At 42.8% G+C, this 16558-nt stretch carries 21 protein-coding genes; 16 read left to right on the forward strand and 5 right to left on the reverse strand.

Annotation, left to right across the window (positions count from 1 at the left end; genetic code table 11):
* Nucleotides 1-63: 63 nt before the first annotated feature.
* The gene (locus F7R58_RS05260; protein ID WP_158063898.1) at nucleotides 64-1713 is read right to left on the reverse strand and encodes a hypothetical protein; all 1650 of its coding nucleotides are present in this window, start codon (nucleotides 1711-1713) and stop codon (nucleotides 64-66) included.
* A gap of 378 nt (nucleotides 1714-2091) precedes the next feature.
* Between F7R58_RS05260 and pafA the strand changes: the two genes are divergently transcribed.
* Nucleotides 2092-3735, forward strand: a complete 1644-nt coding sequence (pafA, locus tag F7R58_RS05265) for an alkaline phosphatase PafA (protein ID WP_158063899.1) — start codon at nucleotides 2092-2094, stop codon at nucleotides 3733-3735.
* Between the two features lie 65 nt (nucleotides 3736-3800).
* On the opposite strand, the gene F7R58_RS05270 is transcribed toward pafA, so the two are convergent.
* The 3 genes from F7R58_RS05270 to nadE all read right to left on the reverse strand — a co-directional run bounded on the left by F7R58_RS05270 (nucleotide 3801) and on the right by nadE (nucleotide 5472).
* On the reverse strand, nucleotides 3801-4085 hold the full coding sequence (locus F7R58_RS05270) for a barstar family protein (protein ID WP_158065395.1): 285 nt from the start codon (nucleotides 4083-4085) through the stop codon (nucleotides 3801-3803).
* 40 nt (nucleotides 4086-4125) lie between these two features.
* A complete protein-coding gene (locus F7R58_RS05275) occupies nucleotides 4126-4611 on the reverse strand; it encodes a ribonuclease domain-containing protein (protein ID WP_158063900.1) in 486 nt (161 codons plus the stop codon).
* Between the two features lie 69 nt (nucleotides 4612-4680).
* On the reverse strand, nucleotides 4681-5472 hold the full coding sequence (gene nadE / locus F7R58_RS05280) for an NAD(+) synthase (protein ID WP_158063901.1): 792 nt from the start codon (nucleotides 5470-5472) through the stop codon (nucleotides 4681-4683).
* 112 nt (nucleotides 5473-5584) lie between these two features.
* On the opposite strand from nadE, the gene F7R58_RS05285 reads away from it, so the two are divergent.
* The 5 genes from F7R58_RS05285 to F7R58_RS05305 all read left to right on the forward strand — a co-directional run bounded on the left by F7R58_RS05285 (nucleotide 5585) and on the right by F7R58_RS05305 (nucleotide 9242).
* Nucleotides 5585-6610, forward strand: coding sequence for a gliding motility protein GldB (locus tag F7R58_RS05285; RefSeq protein WP_229723851.1), 1026 nt, complete (start codon nucleotides 5585-5587; stop codon nucleotides 6608-6610).
* Between the two features lie 51 nt (nucleotides 6611-6661).
* Entirely contained in the window at nucleotides 6662-6988 is a 327-nt protein-coding gene (gldC, locus tag F7R58_RS05290) for a gliding motility protein GldC (RefSeq protein ID WP_158063902.1), read from the forward strand.
* Nucleotides 6989-7094: 106 nt separating this feature from the next.
* Nucleotides 7095-8234: a cystathionine gamma-synthase gene (locus F7R58_RS05295; protein ID WP_158063903.1), complete on the forward strand. Its 1140-nt coding sequence runs from the start codon at nucleotides 7095-7097 to the stop codon at nucleotides 8232-8234.
* Between the two features lie 50 nt (nucleotides 8235-8284).
* Nucleotides 8285-8776, forward strand: coding sequence for a DinB family protein (locus F7R58_RS05300; RefSeq protein ID WP_158063904.1), 492 nt, complete (start codon nucleotides 8285-8287; stop codon nucleotides 8774-8776).
* Nucleotides 8777-8864: 88 nt separating this feature from the next.
* Nucleotides 8865-9242, forward strand: a complete 378-nt coding sequence (locus tag F7R58_RS05305) for a YchJ family protein (protein WP_158063905.1) — start codon at nucleotides 8865-8867, stop codon at nucleotides 9240-9242.
* A gap of 2 nt (nucleotides 9243-9244) precedes the next feature.
* On the opposite strand, the gene F7R58_RS05310 is transcribed toward F7R58_RS05305, so the two are convergent.
* The gene (locus F7R58_RS05310) at nucleotides 9245-9493 is read right to left on the reverse strand and encodes a VF530 family DNA-binding protein (protein WP_158063906.1); all 249 of its coding nucleotides are present in this window, start codon (nucleotides 9491-9493) and stop codon (nucleotides 9245-9247) included.
* 359 nt (nucleotides 9494-9852) lie between these two features.
* On the opposite strand from F7R58_RS05310, the gene tnpA reads away from it, so the two are divergent.
* The 10 genes from tnpA (at nucleotide 9853) to F7R58_RS05355 (ending at nucleotide 16485) form a co-directional block, all read left to right on the forward strand.
* On the forward strand, nucleotides 9853-10263 hold the full coding sequence (gene tnpA / locus F7R58_RS05315; protein ID WP_158063907.1) for an IS200/IS605 family transposase: 411 nt from the start codon (nucleotides 9853-9855) through the stop codon (nucleotides 10261-10263).
* 190 nt (nucleotides 10264-10453) lie between these two features.
* Nucleotides 10454-11002: an L-threonylcarbamoyladenylate synthase gene (locus tag F7R58_RS05320; protein ID WP_158063908.1), complete on the forward strand. Its 549-nt coding sequence runs from the start codon at nucleotides 10454-10456 to the stop codon at nucleotides 11000-11002.
* A 154-nt stretch (nucleotides 11003-11156) separates the two neighbouring features.
* A complete protein-coding gene (locus F7R58_RS05325; protein ID WP_158063909.1) occupies nucleotides 11157-12581 on the forward strand; it encodes a CCA tRNA nucleotidyltransferase in 1425 nt (474 codons plus the stop codon).
* A 112-nt stretch (nucleotides 12582-12693) separates the two neighbouring features.
* Nucleotides 12694-13191: a thiol peroxidase gene (gene tpx / locus F7R58_RS05330; RefSeq protein WP_158063910.1), complete on the forward strand. Its 498-nt coding sequence runs from the start codon at nucleotides 12694-12696 to the stop codon at nucleotides 13189-13191.
* Between the two features lie 59 nt (nucleotides 13192-13250).
* Entirely contained in the window at nucleotides 13251-14462 is a 1212-nt protein-coding gene (locus F7R58_RS05335; RefSeq protein ID WP_158063911.1) for a DUF763 domain-containing protein, read from the forward strand.
* A 10-nt stretch (nucleotides 14463-14472) separates the two neighbouring features.
* Complete coding sequence (locus tag F7R58_RS05340; RefSeq protein WP_229723852.1) at nucleotides 14473-15048, forward strand: Crp/Fnr family transcriptional regulator; 576 nt, start codon at nucleotides 14473-14475, stop codon at nucleotides 15046-15048.
* A 70-nt stretch (nucleotides 15049-15118) separates the two neighbouring features.
* Nucleotides 15119-15445, forward strand: a complete 327-nt coding sequence (locus tag F7R58_RS13035) for a hypothetical protein (RefSeq protein ID WP_229723853.1) — start codon at nucleotides 15119-15121, stop codon at nucleotides 15443-15445.
* A gap of 49 nt (nucleotides 15446-15494) precedes the next feature.
* Nucleotides 15495-15647, forward strand: a complete 153-nt coding sequence (locus F7R58_RS13040; protein WP_229723854.1) for a hypothetical protein — start codon at nucleotides 15495-15497, stop codon at nucleotides 15645-15647.
* Between the two features lie 28 nt (nucleotides 15648-15675).
* Nucleotides 15676-16035: a nuclear transport factor 2 family protein gene (locus tag F7R58_RS05350; protein ID WP_158063913.1), complete on the forward strand. Its 360-nt coding sequence runs from the start codon at nucleotides 15676-15678 to the stop codon at nucleotides 16033-16035.
* An 18-nt stretch (nucleotides 16036-16053) separates the two neighbouring features.
* On the forward strand, nucleotides 16054-16485 hold the full coding sequence (locus F7R58_RS05355) for a VOC family protein (protein ID WP_158063914.1): 432 nt from the start codon (nucleotides 16054-16056) through the stop codon (nucleotides 16483-16485).
* The last annotated feature ends 73 nt before the right edge of the window (nucleotides 16486-16558 follow it).

A 16558-nucleotide genomic window follows, 5' to 3' on the forward strand; every position in this document is an offset into this window, starting at 1 on the left:
CCGTACAAAAAAGATCTAAAGCCTTCCCGTATCTGGGGAAGGCTTTTTTACTGAGAAAATGTTTCAACAGGGGCAGATATTGACCGTGACTTCCACCTGCGAGTTTCCCTCGTTGAAAAATAAGGTTTTCTCAAGAATTCCTTCCTGAATGAGTTCACGAATTGTTTTGTCGAAACTGTCAGTTTGCTTCCCGGACACACCTGTGAAACCGTCTCCGTTACTTCCTGCCGGATAAATTTTTATCCTGTATTGAAGATTGTCCACCACAAGGCTAACGGGTTTGCAGTTTAGTACCGACGAGGTATGATCCAAAGTCAATCCCGGTTTCAGGTTTATTGGAAGTTCAGTGCTGCCGTAACGGATGCGCGTGGTCGGAGGATTTAGTGATTCCAGATAGGAAGGCATTTCCTTACCATCTGCCAGCATTACCCGGTTTTTGTCGTTGTAGATATAAATGCAAAGGCAGCCGGATAGCTGTTCATAAGACCGCACGGCGTCTTCGGAGGGAAGTAGGGTAATTGATTTTATGGATACACGAATCTTCCGGGTTGTAAAACTATTCTTTTGTCTGATGAAAACCTCAGTCTTTAGGCATACCGGCTTTCCCTCCAGATCGGATATTCTCAAAGAGACAGGAATGAGCGGAAATTCCTGGAAGGATGCAGAAAAATATTCGTCCACTGTAGCTTTTGCTTTCTTGGCATCAGTTTCTATATAGGTCGGTTTTCCTGCGGCATGAACACGAAGTGAAATCTGTCTGAGGAGGTTGGAATCCTCAGGTTCTGCGGAAAGTCGGGAACAGAATTTTTCCCAGTTCAAAGTTCCGGTAGGGGTTATTCCGAATTTATCCAGTCTGATATGGGATTCAAAAATGATAAGAAGCTGACGTCCGTATTCCACCTCCTCAATAAAGAAGCAGTCGTCGCGTGCCCGTATTTTCTCCGCGAGAGAATCCACCGATGGATGACCGCTGATATTCACGTAATTCTGCCGGAAGGAGAACAGGTAAAAGTAGTTCGCCGCCGATGCAGTCGAAAAAGTGCTATTTGCATCAGTTGCGTCCATAAAAAACAGCGAGGGTGCAGTCTTGAGTTTTAGGAAATCCTCAATTGTGCTTTCTGCACTTTGCAAATGTGTTTCCGGCACGTCATCCGGAAATTCAGACGAGTTGATCAGTTGGGAAATGGCAGCTGTTACCTCTTCGCGGAAGTTGTTGCCGTTTACCTGCACAATTTTGCTTTCTGTAATCTTGCCGCTGTTGCTGCGTCTTGCCCGTAAAGTGACTGTTTTATGCCCGGTAATTTCAGGTATTTCTATCCTTCCGTATTCAAGCAGTTCATTTCCGGTGAACAGTGTGCCGGGAATGAGGTTTGCGCAGTCTGCAGGATCTGAAACGGCAACAGGGTTTTCCAGCTTTGTTCCGCCCACCTCTTCCTCACTGTAAAAGATTTTCTCATTAAGGAATTTAATCTTTGATTTCAAAGAGTCGCTGGGCTGCAGAAACTGCGTTGTAAACTGCATACGGATCTTGTTTCCGTTCCGCATGGGCAGAGTCCTTATTTTGGTGCAGCTGACTTTGCTTGCAGATTTGGCTTCTTTATTAGTTGTTGAAACACGTTTGCGTTCCTGCTTTATAGTTGTGTTTCGTTTCTGCGAAAGTTCCGGGTCTGCTTTGGTGCCGGCTTCTTCCGCGATTATGTTTTTTTTCGTCATTTTCTATTTTTTTTATTTTTTGATCCAAAACATAGCAGATGTTGCGCACACCAATCCTAAATTCCCACCAGTCAGGTTGTTTAATTGAGAGAAAAATATGCGTAATGAGGTTAAAAGTAAATAAAAATTACAGGGTAAAAGCCTGTAAATGGCGAAACTTTTACCTGAAACATTGAAATACTGTTTATATGTGATAATGATAATTAGGAGCTTTTTACTAGCAGATTTTTGGCCTTATCACCTTTTTTTGGGAGGTCTGAAACTGGCTTTTGTTCTCAACTAATTTTTAGGTGGATCCTTAACAATTTGTTATCGCTTCATACAGAGTTTCCCGCTCCAACGTTCTTATCTTTGCAGCCTAATACAATTCAAAATTTCATGAAAAAAATTAGTGCTGTTGTTCTTGTTTTTGTCTCTGTATTCACATTAAACGCGCAGAAGCCGAAAGATGTGGGAACCGGGAAACCCAAATTGGTAGTGGGAATCGTTGTGGATCAGATGCGGTGGGATTTTCTCTACCGTTATGAATCGAAATACGGCAACGGGGGATTCAAACGTCTTATGAATGAAGGATTTAACCTTAATAATGTGATGATTAATTATGTTCCTACGGTTACAGCATTGGGACATACCTCCATCTATACAGGTTCTGTGCCCTCCATTCACGGGATTGCAGGAAATGACTGGACAGACCGTGAAACGGGGAAAAATGTCTATTGTACCACAGATAATTCTGTAAAAGGAGTTGGCGCCAGCAACGAGAGGATCGGCGCACACTCCCCACATCAACTTTGGAGTACTACGATTACTGACCAGTTAGGAATAGCAACCAACTTCAGGTCTAAAGTGGTAGGGGTATCGCTGAAAGACAGGGCCTCCATTCTGCCGGCTGGACATAATCCAACAGGCGCATTCTGGTACGATGAAGGTACGGGTCATTTTGTTACGAGTTCCTATTATATGAATGATTTGCCAAAGTGGCTGAAGGATTTCAATGCGCAGAACTGGGGTGCAAAACTCGTAGCAAACGGTTGGGACACTTCGCTGCCTATAGCGCAGTACACAGAAAGTACTGCCGACGATGTTCCCTGGGAGCAATTACTGGGCAGCGCAAAGACGCCTACTTTTCCTTACACTAATCTGGCAGCCGATTTTGCCGCCAAGAAGGGAATTATCCGCACTACACCTTTTGGGAACACACTAACCCTTAAGGTTGCGGAAGCCGCACTGGATGCTTACCGCATGGGCCGCAATCAGGAAACCGATTTCCTGGCAGTCAATATTGCATCCACGGACTATGTGGGACATTCGTTTGGTCCCAACTCCATTGAAATTCAGGATACTTACCTGAGATTGGATAAAGACCTTGAAAATTTCTTCACCATGCTGGACAAAAAAGTTGGGAAGGATAATTATCTGGTTTTCCTTTCGGCAGATCACGGTGGGGCACATGCAATGGGCTATATGGAGGCGAACAAGATGCTTACAGGGCTTTTTGACGATGGCTTACAGAAAAATCTGGAAGAAGAACTTAAAGCGAAGTACACGCATGAAAAACTGATTTGGGCCATAGACAATTATCAGATTTACCTGAATCAGCAACTTATACGGGAGCATAAACTGGATGCCGAAGACATTAAACAAAATATCATCAACCGACTGAACAGGGATCCCCGTGTACTTTATGCGGTAGATTTGGCTAAAATAGGGTCGGCGGCGATCCCGGAACCTATTAAATCAAGAATTATCAACGGTTATAACTGGCAGCGAAGCGGTGATATTCAGATTATTTCGCATGACGGTATGCTGCCCAATTATGCGAAAAAAGGAACCACCCACAGCGTATGGAATTCCTATGATGCGCATATTCCTTTAATCTTTATGGGTAAGGGAGTAAAGAAGGGACAGAGTACAAAACCCTACCACATGACGGATATTGCTCCTACACTGGCACAAATCCTGAAAATTGAAAATCCCAGTGGAAACATTGGAGAACCTATTTCTGAGGTGATTGGCAACTAATCACGGTCTGTACATCTTAAACACAGAACGCGCCTGCCGGCGCGTTCTTTTTATAATTAAGCAGCTCAGTCCTCCTCATACTGCTCCAGATAATAGGAGAAACCAAAGTCTTCAACTTCATCTTCAGCATCTTCCATAGTCAGAAGCAAATCTTCAAAAGTTTCCAGCTGATCTACGGTCATATTCACAAATTCCAGATGTACAGGCTGTTCCGCCTGGCCGGTTATGAAATCATAAAAAGCATCCAGGTTGTCGCCAAAATCTGCCGGGACCGCCATTTTTTCTTTTACCTGAGCATAAAAATCCTCAAAATCACCAATATCGCTAAAGTCAATATGGACCGTTTTCATATTTTCCATCTCCTGATTTTCTATTTTTTAATCTTAATATTCACTGTTTCTTAAATGTTTTGTAATGGTCGGTAGTTAACCAGACCTCACCCTCTTTAGTATAAACGATCCGGTGGCCGTTTCTGTTACCGCAACTGTAATTGACATCTGCTTCAAAGTACTGTTTACCCTGGGGAAGTTGCTTTTCCCTGTTTCCGAACTTATCGCCTCCAATTGCTTTTCCCGGCAGTACCTTACAAAGGTTTCCTTCCGAAGGTATCCAGCCCAAAGCCCGCGCTTCGTTTTTCGTTAAATAGAAATCCGGCAGTTCCTTATTGGTTTTTACATAACTGGTTACCCTGCCGGCTTCAGTAAGTGCATCAACATTTTCCCGTGCAGGGTTCTGACCGGTTTTTATTTCAGTCTGTGAAACTGAAGCACTCTTGTCGCTTTCGACCTTATCTGCACTTAAATAATATAGGATCAGGTAAGCACTCAGCAGTCCGATAATGAAGATAAGGAATAGTTTTATATGATCTTTCCGCATAAACAGTAGCCGCAGACGTAAATTTGATCTGTCTTATTTATCTTTTAAATAGTTAGATATGTGAGCATTTCAATTACGCCATTCTTCCGGAATGTCACAAACCGGTATAGGCTGAATTTTGTGTTGAGCTGCCTTGTTCATTCTACTGAATATCCGGTAGACTTCCAGATCTCTTCCACTGTAGTCAGCCTCAGTTTTGGTTCCCCATTCTTTCTGAATTTTTTCCAGTTCCGGATAGGAAGCACCTATCTGTTGCTCGTCTGTACGCTCTGTGTCCCAAAGACCGTCTGTGGGTATCGCGTTCTGAATCGATTCTACGAGGTTAAGCGACCTGGCAAGTTTGTAAACTTCCGTTTTATAAAGATCAGCAATTGGGGAAACATCCACACCGCCATCGCCGTACTTTGTATAGAAACCTATACCGAAGTCTTCCACTTTATTTCCCGTACCGCAAACCAGAAGTCCATTGGTCTGACCAAAATAATATAAGGTTAACATCCTCAAGCGTGCTCTCGTATTGGCCAGAGCAAGTTTCTCATTTGGAGAATCCGTCTCATTCGCTTTAAAGGAGCTGTACAACTCGTCAAAGGAAGAAGTTAAGTCTGTTGTCTGCGCCTCGATATTATCGAATCTGCTTTTCAGGTCATTGATATGCTCCCACGCACGGCTTACATGCTCCGCGTTCTGGTGAATGGGCATTTCAAGCAGCATTGTTTTAAGACCGGTCATCGCGCAAAGCGTTGAGACCACAGCAGAGTCCACACCTCCGGAAATACCGATGATATAACCCTTCACCCCAGCCTGGTTCGCATAGGTGCGTAGCCAGGAAACAATTTTTTCGGTAACTTTTTCAGTCTGCATAATAGATGTTTTAAGACGGATGTTAAATAGGACAGTCCTTAAAAATTCATTATTTTTGTAAAAATATAAAATTAATCGTCACTGCCGTGGCAAAGCCCCGAAATTGAAAATAATGAACGTCAGAAATAGATTACATTCAATAAAACAACCGTCCAGCATCCGCGGTGCTTTAGGCGCTTTAGCTGTTGTTTTATCTTTAAGTGTTCTTCAAAACTGTAATAAGGAAAATAAAAATATTTGGGATGTAGAGGTGGAACAGCCTGCTGCAAAAGTTACTGTTACTGACATTTCAAAAGAATTTTTCTCGCCTGCGGTAAGTATGGAGCAGTTTAAAGAAAAATATCCTTGGTTTCAGGGTTCGGTAACAGATGAAGATTTCGTAAAACGCCGTAATAATCCCGAGGAGGCAAAACTGTACCGTGAGGCAGCCGCCAAGGTCGACCTGAACCGTTTGGGAACAGATCTGACTTCTCTTTTCGCTCGGGTAAAATACCATTTTCCAAATTTTACCAATCCAAAGGTTTACACCTTTTCATCCAGTACGCAGATGTATGAGGAACCGGTGATTTACGATCCGCAACAGGGTTTTCTGTTCATTGACATCTCTGGATTTATGGGAAGCAAGAATCAATATTATAAAGGTATTGAAGAGTATTTCAAGGTTTCCATGAATACTGAAAATATTATTCCGAAGACTTCGGAAGCCATTGCCATCAGTATTGTCCCATTTGACAAGACATCCCAGAAATTTCTGGATCAAATGGTATATAATGGTAAGATCATGACTTTGCAGGATGCTTTCCTGCCTCATTTGCCGGATCATCTTAAGATGAATGCGACAGCCGAACAGTATGAATGGAGCAAGGCCAGCGAAGCGAGCATCTGGGATTATTTTATTGAGAATGATTATATCTTCAGCCCAGACCCCAGGCTTACTGAGCGTTTTATTAATCCGGGCCCCTTCTCCAAATTCTATACTGATGTGGACAAGCAGTCGTCGCCACGCGTGGGTGTCTTTACCGGATGGCAGATTTGCAGGGAATTTTACAGTAAGAATCCTGAAACTCCGTTAAGTGATTTTCTGTCCATGAGCGCAACCGACTTATTTAACAAATCAGAATACAAACCTAAAAATTAATGCGAGGGAATATTCTCCGTCAGTAAAGAGGATTTCCCCAATACTTATATAATGAAGAAGACTCAGATTACCCTTGATGTGGAACTGGACGAAAACCATGTTCCCGAAAAGATGACCTGGAATGCCCAGGACGGCGGAATTGAAGCCCAGGAAACCAAAGCAGCTATGATCTCCGTATGGGACGATAAGACGATGGAAGCACTGAGAATCGATCTCTGGACTAAGGAAATGCCGGTGGATCAGATGAAGATGTTCCTGCACCAGATGCTTATTTCACTCAGTAACACTTACAAAACCGCTACTGGGGAAGAAGATGTTGCTCAATGGATGGAAGACATGGCAGAAGAGTTTGCTGTGAAATCGGCGATCAGGATGTAAAAATCGTTTCCCTGTGGCTAAAAGACTCGGCCAGCTTAGAAATAGTAATAATTTGCAGATTGGAAATGCTTACCGGTAAATCCATTTGCTGAAAAACAGTGAAAATATGAATTTCAACACTAAAGTAATACATGGAGGACAGCAGCATGAACCTACCACAGGTTCTGTTAATGTTCCTGTTTTTTTAACATCGACTTTTGCACAAAGTTCTCCGGGTGTGCATTCCGGTTACGAATATTCCAGAGCCGCCAACCCGACACGGCAGGCTTTGGAAGACAGTCTGGCCAGCATTGAAAACGGTGCCCGCGGCTTGGCATTTGGCTCCGGTCTTGCCGCGATAGACTGTGTTTTAAAACTTCTGAACCCCGGCGACGAGATTATTGCAGTAGATGACCTTTATGGCGGAACGTACAGGATGTTTACACGGCTCTTCGACAAATATCAGCTTATGTTCACCTTTGTGAATTTTGATGATGTTTCCAAAATCGCTAACCTGATTACCGATAAAACGAAATTGATTTGGGTTGAAACACCAACCAACCCACTGATGAAACTGGTGGACATTAAAGCCGTAACCGAGCTGGTAAAAGGAAAGGATATCTTGGTGGCTGTGGACAATACCTTTGCTACGCCGTATCTGCAGCGTCCGATTGATCTGGGTGCTGATATTGTAATGCACTCGGCTACAAAATATCTGGGCGGACACTCCGACGTGATAGCAGGCGCATTGATTGCCAAAACGGAAGAACTTGGCGAGAAACTTCATTTCATTCAGTTTGCCAGCGGTGGAATTTTAGGTCCGCACGACTCCTATCTGGTTCTGAGAGGAATCAAAACCCTGGCACTGCGCATGCAGCGCCATTCTGAAAACGGTTTGGCGGTAGCCAGATATCTGGAATCCCACCCGGCGGTAGACAGGGTGATTTATCCGGGCCTGGAATCACATCCTCAGTACGATCTTGCCAAGAAGCAGATGAAGGATTTTGGGGGAATGGTGTCTTTTACCTTTAAATCCGGTAAGAAAGAAGACGCTGTAAAATTTCTGGAGAATGTAAAAGTCTTCACTCTGGCAGAATCATTGGGGGGTGTAGAGTCATTGGCAAACCACCCGACCCTGATGACACATGCATCTATTCCAGCGGACAAACGTGCAGAGTTAGGGATTACAGATGATTTGGTAAGACTAAGTGTTGGTATTGAAGACAGTGAGGATCTTATAGCCGACCTCGAAAGAGCTTTCAAATAATAAAAACCTTCAGGGATATCAATCGCTGAAGGTTTTTTTATAAAACTCCTATGACTGATTTCCAAAAATACATTCAGCGTTATCTCGATTTAATTCCATCGGAAAAGTGGATTGATGAAATGAAAATTTCCGGTGTAAAAACCCTGGAATTCTTCAACAGTTTAACTCCGGAACATTCAGAATATGCTTACGCCAAAGGAAAATGGACATTGAAAGAACTGTTGCAGCACCTCATCGATGCCGAAAGGATTTTTGCCTACCGTGCCCTGCGCTTTGCCAGAAAAGACAAAACCAAACTTCCGGGTTGGGATGAGGAATTGTACGCAAAACATTATTCAAAAGAAAGAAATCTCAAAGGTCTCATAGATGAATTTGATGTGGTGAGAAGATCATCGGTACTTTTTTTCGGGAACTTAAATGCTGAGCAGTTCGCCGAAACGGGTGTCGCTAATGGAAACGAAATTTCTGTGGAAACTTTAGGTAAATTAATCGTTGGGCACAATATTCACCATCTGAATATCATCAATGAAAGGTATTTATAATTTTAAAACTGGTGACATTAGGACTGGGCTTTAGCCCGTTTATAAATTGTCTCTGCAAATTGGCTTTAGCCGAAATTTATAAAAAAAAATGAACTGTCCCTGCTGTTCCGGAAAAGATTATATGGACTGCTGCAAGCCCTATCACAGCAGCGAAAAAAGTGCGCCCACCGCGGAAGCGCTAATGCGGTCACGGTTTTCTGCATTTGCGATTCCGAACGGTGGATATTTAATGGAAACGACATTGCCTGCGAAAAGGAAATTTCACAACACACAAGATCTGCAGGATTGGGGAGAAATTAACCAATGGACCAAACTCGAAATCATCAGAACACCCTCTTCAGATCAGGTAGAATTCAAAGCATTTTATACCGACGATGACGGCAAACCCCAACTTCATCACGAACATTCCCTCTTTAAAAAAGTGAATGACAGATGGTTTTATGTTTCCGGGAAGTTCCTGGATTAATATTACCGATCTTTTCTTACGTTTTTCTTTTTTTGTCTTAAAACAAACAGATACAGGCTTTCCACTTTCGTTCTTGCCCAGTCCGTTTTTCTTAAAAACTTTAATGAAGAATTGATGCTTGGATTATCTGTAAAACATCTGATATTGATCTGCTTTCCCAAATTTTCAAATCCGCCGTAATACTCTACCAGTTCCTCTAAAATCGCATCCAGGCGCTTTCCATGCAAAGGATCTTTCTGTTTCTGTTCCATAATTATCGTTAAAATTAAACATTCCAAATAATTTACACTGGAGTTCTTAAAATTTCAGTATATTTTTGAATTCATTTAAGAAAACCAACGGTCAGGATTCAAAATAAAAACTCCAAATGGGTTAATGAATTGGACGGGCTTTAGCCCGTATATGAAGGTGTTAATTTCAACCACAGCGTAACAATAATTTAAATGATGAATAGGAACGGGCTTTAGCCCGTTTATTTAAAAAAAACCATCAAGATTCAAAAGAGGACCAAATTGGTTTATGAATAGGAACGGGCTTTAGCCCGTTTCAAAAAATTAATCCCACCATTGGCTTTAGCCAAAACCTATAAATTCATATTTTTGTCTCAGTTATGCCGTTTATAAAAATATATATCCATCTGGTTTTTTCTACATTAAACCGTAAACCACTGCTCAATTCTCCGGAGTTGAGAATAAAAGTATGGAAACATATAAAGGAGAACGCGGCCGGAAAAGGGATTTTTTTGGAAATGGTAAACGGATTTGCTGACCATTGTCATTGTTTAATTTCTCTAAGTTCCAATCAGACGGTAGAAAAAGTCGTGCAGTTGATCAAAGGAGAATCTTCATTTTGGATTAACAAAAATAATCTGACCTCGGAAAAATTTAATTGGCAGGATGAATACTTTGCAGTTTCTGTTTCGGAATCGATGATTGATCAGGTGAGAAATTATATTAAAAATCAGGAGAAGCATCACGCGCAGAAGTCATTCTCAGAGGAATATTCAGAAATTATGGAATAATATAATTTTAAAAATACTGATTAATAGGTTTTGGCTAAAGCCAATTCATGCTTAAAAAATGTAAAACGGGCTAAAGCCCGTTCTATTGATAGGCATAAATGCAAACCGGTATCTACTGATAATCTAAGATAAAAAAAGAATGCGGAAGAGAGTCAAAAATTTATAATAGGATTTAATCAATATCTACATTATGCAAAACCTTATTGACGCCCTTAATTCCGGCGGGACAATCCTTTATCCTACCGATACCATCTGGGGCCTGGGTTGCGACGCTACAAACGTGGAGGCCATTCAGAAAATATTCGAAATCAAGAACCGCGACCGTTCCAAATCCGTCATTATTCTTGTTGAATCTGAAAAACGTCTGCAGGATTTGGTGGAGGTGCCGGAGATCGCGTGGGATATCATGGATCTTTCCGAAAAGCCGGTCACTCTGATCTACGATAATCCTAAAGGCTTACCTGCAGAACTGCTGGCTGAAGACGGCAGTATAGGCATCCGTCTGGTTAAAGACGATTACCTTAAGAAATTAATTGGCAAACTGAATAAGCCATTGGTTTCAACCTCTGCAAACTTCAGCGGCGATAAATCTCCAATGAAATTCTCCGATATTTCCGAGGAAATCATCAAGGCTGTAGACGCTGTAGCACATGAGAACCGTGATGTGGTTTCCGAATACCCAGGATCTTCGGTAATCCGGATCTGGCCGGACAGCCGTGTGAAGGTAATCAGAGAGTAGGTTATATTCTAAATCTGCTTCATAGTTTAGGACACATAGTTTCGGCAGATAAAAAAAATCCGGTCTTAATTCCGGACTCCAACCCAACTTTATAAAATTTGTTCCCTGCAAGCTTTTGGATACCTTTGCAGAATCTCCGCATACGCTATTTGTAATGAACATCAACCTTACCCAAAATATCAATTTTAAGTTATTTAAACAGATCTCCGAAGTAGCACATCAGAAAAACCAGTCTGTGTACATTGTCGGAGGATACGTTCGTGACCTCTGGATGGGGCGCGAAGTGCCCACGGATATTGATTTCGTGACGGAAGGTAGCGGGATGGATTTGGCTAAATCCGTCGCTAAGGCTATTAATCCGAAACTTAAAGTCTCTGTCTTTAAAAACTACGGAACAGCCATGTTCCGCCATGATAATTTGGACCTGGAGTTCGTGGGTGCCAGGAAAGAAAGCTATTCCGAGGATTCCAGGAAACCTGATGTGGAATCCGGAACACTGGAAGATGACCAGAAACGCCGCGACTTTACGATCAATGCGCTGGCGATTTCGCTGAACAAAGAAAATTTCGGTGAACTTCTAGATCCTTTCGAGGGTATATCAGATATCTCAAACCGCATTATCCGGACTCCCCTGGAGCCCTCTCAGACGTATTCCGATGATCCTTTAAGGATGATGCGGGCCATTCGATTTTCATCAACCTTAAACTTTAAGATTGAAAAGCAGTCACTTGAAGCGATAAAGCGCGAAGCAGCCAGAATAAAAATTGTTTCCATGGAGCGCATCATGGTGGAGTTTAACAAAATCATGCTTTCTGAAAGACCCTCTGTTGGACTTAAACTTCTTGCAGATACCGGTCTGCTGGATTATTTTATGCCGGAACTTACAGCTTTGAAGGGGATTGAGGAGGTTGAAGGCCAAACCCACAAAGATAACTTCTGGCATACACTTGAAGTTGTTGATAATATTTCTAAAAATACCGATAAACTATGGCTGCGCTGGGCAGCTCTGCTGCACGATATCGGCAAGGCACCAACTAAGAAATTTGTTGAAAGAATCGGGTGGACCTTTCACGGTCATGAATTTCTGGGCTCCAAGATGGTGAAATCCCTTTTCCTGAGGTTAAAACTTCCCATGGGAGCAGATATGAAATATGTACAGAAACTTGTAAAACTGTCTTCAAGGCCAATAGCCCTTATCGATGACGGAACTTCAGATTCAGCGTTGCGCCGTTTGCTGTTTGATTCGGGTGAAGACTTGGAGGATCTTTTCACGCTTTGCAAAGCTGATATTACCACCAAGAATTCACATAAACAGGAAAAATTCAAAAAGAATTTTGAATACGTCGCGGTTAAAATAAAAGAGGTGGAGGAAAAGGACCAGGTCCGCAACTTTCAGCCGCCCATTACGGGTGAGGAAATCATGACTTTATTCAACCTGAAACCCGGGCGTGAGATTGGCATACTCAAAGAGAAGGTGAAGGAAGCGATCCTGGAAGGAGAGATTGGAAATGATAAATCCGAAGCCCGCAACTTCGTGATTGCACAGGGAAAACAGCTGGGTCTTCAACCTGTGGAGTGATGATTCTGTTAGCAGGTGAAACAGTTTTAAGATTAATTTAACCTTTAATTTAGTCGGCAGCATGTTTTAAAGAGCTAAATTTGAGTTAAACAAATAATTAAAAGCTATCATTATGGCAGATATAACATTGAAAGGAAACAGTATCAAATCAGTAGGCAATTTGCCCGAAGTAGGAGCTACAATGCCTGATTTCTCATTGGTGGATGGTGAGTTGAATGAAAAGAGTCTGAAGGATTATGCCGGAAAAAGAAAGATATACAACATTTTCCCAAGCATCGACACCGGAATCTGTGCTGCTTCTGCCAGAAAATTTAACGAAGAAGCCGCAGGCCTGGAGAATACTATAGTCATCAATGTGTCCAAAGACCTTCCGTTTGCTTTAAGCCGTTTTTGCGCTGCTGAAGGCTTGGATCATGTTGAATCCTTATCGGATTTCCGTTCTTCCTTTGGTGATGAATTGGGTGTTACCCTTGCAGATTCACCGATGAAAGGGTTGCTGAGCCGAGCAGTAATCGTTACCGATGAAAACGACAAAGTAATCTATACGGAGCAGGTGCCGGAGATTGTACATGAACCTGATTATGAAAAAGCGCTGAACGCTCTAAAATAAATACACTAAAACAGTACAGGTAAACGCAAAGCAATTTGCGTTTTTTTTGTCATTACAGTATGAAACGCTCGGGCTCAGCAGATCTACCTCTTCACTACGGCCAGGTTCCCGCATGGCTTTATGAGCGTATGTCCAAACTGGGACTTGCAGTGGTTGAGGTGATCTTAAGTGATTACGGAAAAGATGAGGTGATCCGGCGCCTTAGCGATCCGTTTTGGTTTCAGTCTTTTGGTGCTGTAATGGGTATGGACTGGCATTCTTCCGGTATAACGACCTCCGTAATGGGTGCGCTGAAAAGAGCTATAAACCCTAATTCAAAAACATTCGGTATTTATATTGCGGGCGGAAAGGGTAAATTCTCTCTGGAAACTCCCGCCGAACTGATGAGGATTTCTGAAAGTACCGGTCTAAACGGTAAGCAACTTGTAAGGGCCAGCAAACTTTCTGCAAAAGTGGACAGCACTGCCATTCAGGATGGCTATCAACTGTACACCCACAATTTCATCCTGAATGATGGTGGTCGGTGGGCCGTGATACAGCAGGGCATGAATACGCAGGACAAAACTGCGCGCCGTTATCATTGGCATTCCCAAAATCTGAAGTCTTTTGTTGAGGAACCGCACACCGGAATTGCCGGAATTAACCGTGGCAGAATCCTGAATCTTACCTCAGATCGTGCGGCAGACAACAGGGCCGGCATAATGGAGATCTCCAGGACCGCTAATGACAGTATGCTGCATGATTTTTCCCGGCTTATCCTGCCCGCTCATCACGGCGTCCGTGTTTCTGATGTCAATATGAAAAGGCTGGGCGCGCTTCTGCACATGACACGTGAAGTCCCACCGGAAAACTTCGAAGAACTCTTACTGCTGAAAGGCGTGGGGCCGCGTACCATGCAGAGTCTGGCCCTGGTAAGTGAAGTCATACATGGTGCACCTTCGCGCTTCAAAGATCCCGCCAGATTCTCGTTTGCTCATGGCGGAAAGGACGGACATCCTTTTCCTGTTCCGTTGGATATTTATGATGAAACTGTTGCTATCCTTCAGAAAGGAATTGAAAGATCAAAACTGGGTACTACCGACAAATTAAAATCCGTAGAAAAACTGCACCACATCATTTCCCGGGCAGAAAAGGATTTTACACCCTCTTTTGATCTAAATGAAGTAATTGAGGACGAGCGCAGTAACTCCTGGAAGTATGGCGGAAAGACTGTTTTTGGAGATGCAAAAAAGTCTGTGGATCGGGGCGGTATTCAGCTTTCATTGTTTTAATTTTATATCTGTGAAAAACTCATTGCAGCATATTTACTCCCATTTCCTTCTTAGCGAAGAAAATTTGCGCGAAATTATGGATGCTCACCATGAGGTAAGCATCGCTAAAGGCGAGATATTGCTGATTGAAGGGCAGATTGCTGAGGCTTATTATGTTGTTGAGAAGGGCTTGGTGCGGGCCTTTGTAAATGGTCTGGAAGGTTCAGAGATTACCACCGAGTTTTTTGTTGAAAATGAAATCGTTATCATACCGTCATCCCTTTTTCAGAAAATTCCCTCAGTTGAAAATGTGCAGGCGGTCACCGACTGCACTTTGTTCAGAATGGATTATGAAAAATTTCAGGAACTTTTCCACCGCCTGGAAGGCTTAAGGGAATGGGGGAGAGCCTGGTTCTCTTATCAGGTTTTTACCATGAAACAGCGTTCATTGGATATGATTACAGAAACAGCCTCTGCCAGATACCTAAAACTGATGAAAGAAAAACCCCAAATTATCCAACAGGCACCGCTAAAGCATATCGCCACGTCTCTTGGGATTACAGATACTTCCCTTAGCAGGATCCGAAAGGAGATTTCCACAAAATAATTTTCTTGTCCTATGACAAGCGCAGTTTTCTGTTGCCATTCTTAACTTTGATTGATGTTAAAGTAAAGAAATGACGGACACACCCAATTCTACCAAACTTGAAATTATAGTTCCTGCTTTCAGGATGCATTCGCAGAGTTTTACAAATGCACTCGACGGTATTTCTGAAGAAATTGCCCTGCAGCGTATTGACCAACGGACTAACCATGTAGTTTGGATGGCCGGTAACCTTGTGAACTGCCGCTATTGGCTGGCGGAACTTTTGGGACTGGAAGATAAAGATCCTAACGGCGAACTGTTCCGTGAGGGTCGTGCACTGGACCAAAGCCTCAACTATCCCTCACTGGAAATACTGAAGAAAAAATCACGCGCTGATTTCGCTGAAAGTTTATCATAAACTTCTGCAGGTAACAGATGAACATCTGGATGCTCCCTGTCATTTTGGAATGGGAATCTCTTTTGTGAAGGAAAACGTCCTTAATATGATTGGCATGTGCATAGGGCGTGAAGATTATCTGCTGGGTCAGATAGGGCTTATGCGAAAACTGCTGGGCTTAAATGGGATGAGCTACGACCTGGATGAAAGTCTGAATTACTGAATATTTCAACTTACTAATAGATCAAATCATGGACAACAAACAAATCGCCGGACAATTTTTCAATAATCTGTTTGCGGACAACGATAAAGCCTATGAGGTTTTAGCGGATGATGTGCGGGTGAACTGGCCGGGCTTCGGCATGGACACACTAGTAGGTAGGGAACGCCTGCGTGAATTTATGGACCGTGGCGGACCGGATAAAGTCCTTGGAATGGAGATAAGAACCTTAGTTGCCGAAGATGATACTGTAGTGGCGGCAGGAAATATCCGTACTGAAAGGGCCGGAAAAGTGGAACAGTCTCACTTTGCTGATATATATACCGTCCATGACGGAAAAATAACCTCCCTGGAAAGTTATATGGTTTTTGACAAGAGTAATGACAACTAATAAATTAAATTATAAATCATGGCAAAACTGAATCCTTATCTGAATTTTGACGGCACTGCACTGGAAGCATTTACCCATTACCAGAGCGTTTTTGGAGGTGAATTCGTTGGTGGAATTATGCGGATGGGCGATGCGCCGGGCAATGAGAATCTTCCTGAAGATGAAAAAAACCGCATCTTGCATATCGCATTGCCAATAGGCGATGATTTGCTGATGGCCTCGGACGTAAGTCCCAGCATGGGACAGTGGGTTTCGGCAGGCAACAGCAACTATATTTCTGTTTTCACCGAATCGCGTGCAGAGGCAGACCGTCTTTTTAATGCACTTTCCGAGGGTGGCGAAGTAGAAATGCCCATGGAAGATCAGTTTTGGGGCGATTACTTCGGAAGCTTCCGGGATCGCTTTGGTATATACTGGATGATTAATCACAATGACAGTTATAATGTGTAAAGAATGGTAGCGGATCTCCAAACGTTTCCGGTTTGAATATGGCCATTATTCTAAGTTAGCCGGAATACAGGCA

Origin of the sequence: Chryseobacterium sp. (assembly GCF_008831505.1) — a bacterium.
In the GTDB taxonomy this organism is placed as follows: domain Bacteria; phylum Bacteroidota; class Bacteroidia; order Flavobacteriales; family Weeksellaceae; genus Marnyiella.

What these genes read in the sequence shown, in the direction of transcription:
- tnpA (WP_158063907.1), top strand. Translation starts at nt 9,853, where the DNA reads ATGCCGTTTATAAAAATATATATCCATCTGGTTTTTTCTACATTAAAC.
- F7R58_RS05325 (WP_158063909.1), top strand. Translation starts at nt 11,157, where the DNA reads ATGAACATCAACCTTACCCAAAATATCAATTTTAAGTTATTTAAACAG.
- F7R58_RS13035 (WP_229723853.1), top strand. Translation starts at nt 15,119, where the DNA reads ATGACGGACACACCCAATTCTACCAAACTTGAAATTATAGTTCCTGCT.
- F7R58_RS05355 (WP_158063914.1), top strand. Translation starts at nt 16,054, where the DNA reads ATGGCAAAACTGAATCCTTATCTGAATTTTGACGGCACTGCACTGGAA.
- F7R58_RS05350 (WP_158063913.1), top strand. Translation starts at nt 15,676, where the DNA reads ATGGACAACAAACAAATCGCCGGACAATTTTTCAATAATCTGTTTGCG.
- F7R58_RS05300 (WP_158063904.1), top strand. Translation starts at nt 8,285, where the DNA reads ATGACTGATTTCCAAAAATACATTCAGCGTTATCTCGATTTAATTCCA.
- pafA (WP_158063899.1), top strand. Translation starts at nt 2,092, where the DNA reads ATGAAAAAAATTAGTGCTGTTGTTCTTGTTTTTGTCTCTGTATTCACA.
- tpx (WP_158063910.1), top strand. Translation starts at nt 12,694, where the DNA reads ATGGCAGATATAACATTGAAAGGAAACAGTATCAAATCAGTAGGCAAT.
- F7R58_RS05270 (WP_158065395.1), bottom strand. Translation starts at nt 4,085, where the DNA reads ATGAAAACGGTCCATATTGACTTTAGCGATATTGGTGATTTTGAGGAT.
- F7R58_RS05260 (WP_158063898.1), bottom strand. Translation starts at nt 1,713, where the DNA reads ATGACGAAAAAAAACATAATCGCGGAAGAAGCCGGCACCAAAGCAGAC.
- nadE (WP_158063901.1), bottom strand. Translation starts at nt 5,472, where the DNA reads ATGCAGACTGAAAAAGTTACCGAAAAAATTGTTTCCTGGCTACGCACC.
- gldC (WP_158063902.1), top strand. Translation starts at nt 6,662, where the DNA reads ATGAAGAAGACTCAGATTACCCTTGATGTGGAACTGGACGAAAACCAT.
- F7R58_RS05310 (WP_158063906.1), bottom strand. Translation starts at nt 9,493, where the DNA reads ATGGAACAGAAACAGAAAGATCCTTTGCATGGAAAGCGCCTGGATGCG.
- F7R58_RS05295 (WP_158063903.1), top strand. Translation starts at nt 7,095, where the DNA reads ATGAATTTCAACACTAAAGTAATACATGGAGGACAGCAGCATGAACCT.
- F7R58_RS05275 (WP_158063900.1), bottom strand. Translation starts at nt 4,611, where the DNA reads ATGCGGAAAGATCATATAAAACTATTCCTTATCTTCATTATCGGACTG.
- F7R58_RS13040 (WP_229723854.1), top strand. Translation starts at nt 15,495, where the DNA reads ATGGGAATCTCTTTTGTGAAGGAAAACGTCCTTAATATGATTGGCATG.
- F7R58_RS05335 (WP_158063911.1), top strand. Translation starts at nt 13,251, where the DNA reads ATGAAACGCTCGGGCTCAGCAGATCTACCTCTTCACTACGGCCAGGTT.
- F7R58_RS05320 (WP_158063908.1), top strand. Translation starts at nt 10,454, where the DNA reads ATGCAAAACCTTATTGACGCCCTTAATTCCGGCGGGACAATCCTTTAT.
- F7R58_RS05305 (WP_158063905.1), top strand. Translation starts at nt 8,865, where the DNA reads ATGAACTGTCCCTGCTGTTCCGGAAAAGATTATATGGACTGCTGCAAG.
- F7R58_RS05285 (WP_229723851.1), top strand. Translation starts at nt 5,585, where the DNA reads ATGAACGTCAGAAATAGATTACATTCAATAAAACAACCGTCCAGCATC.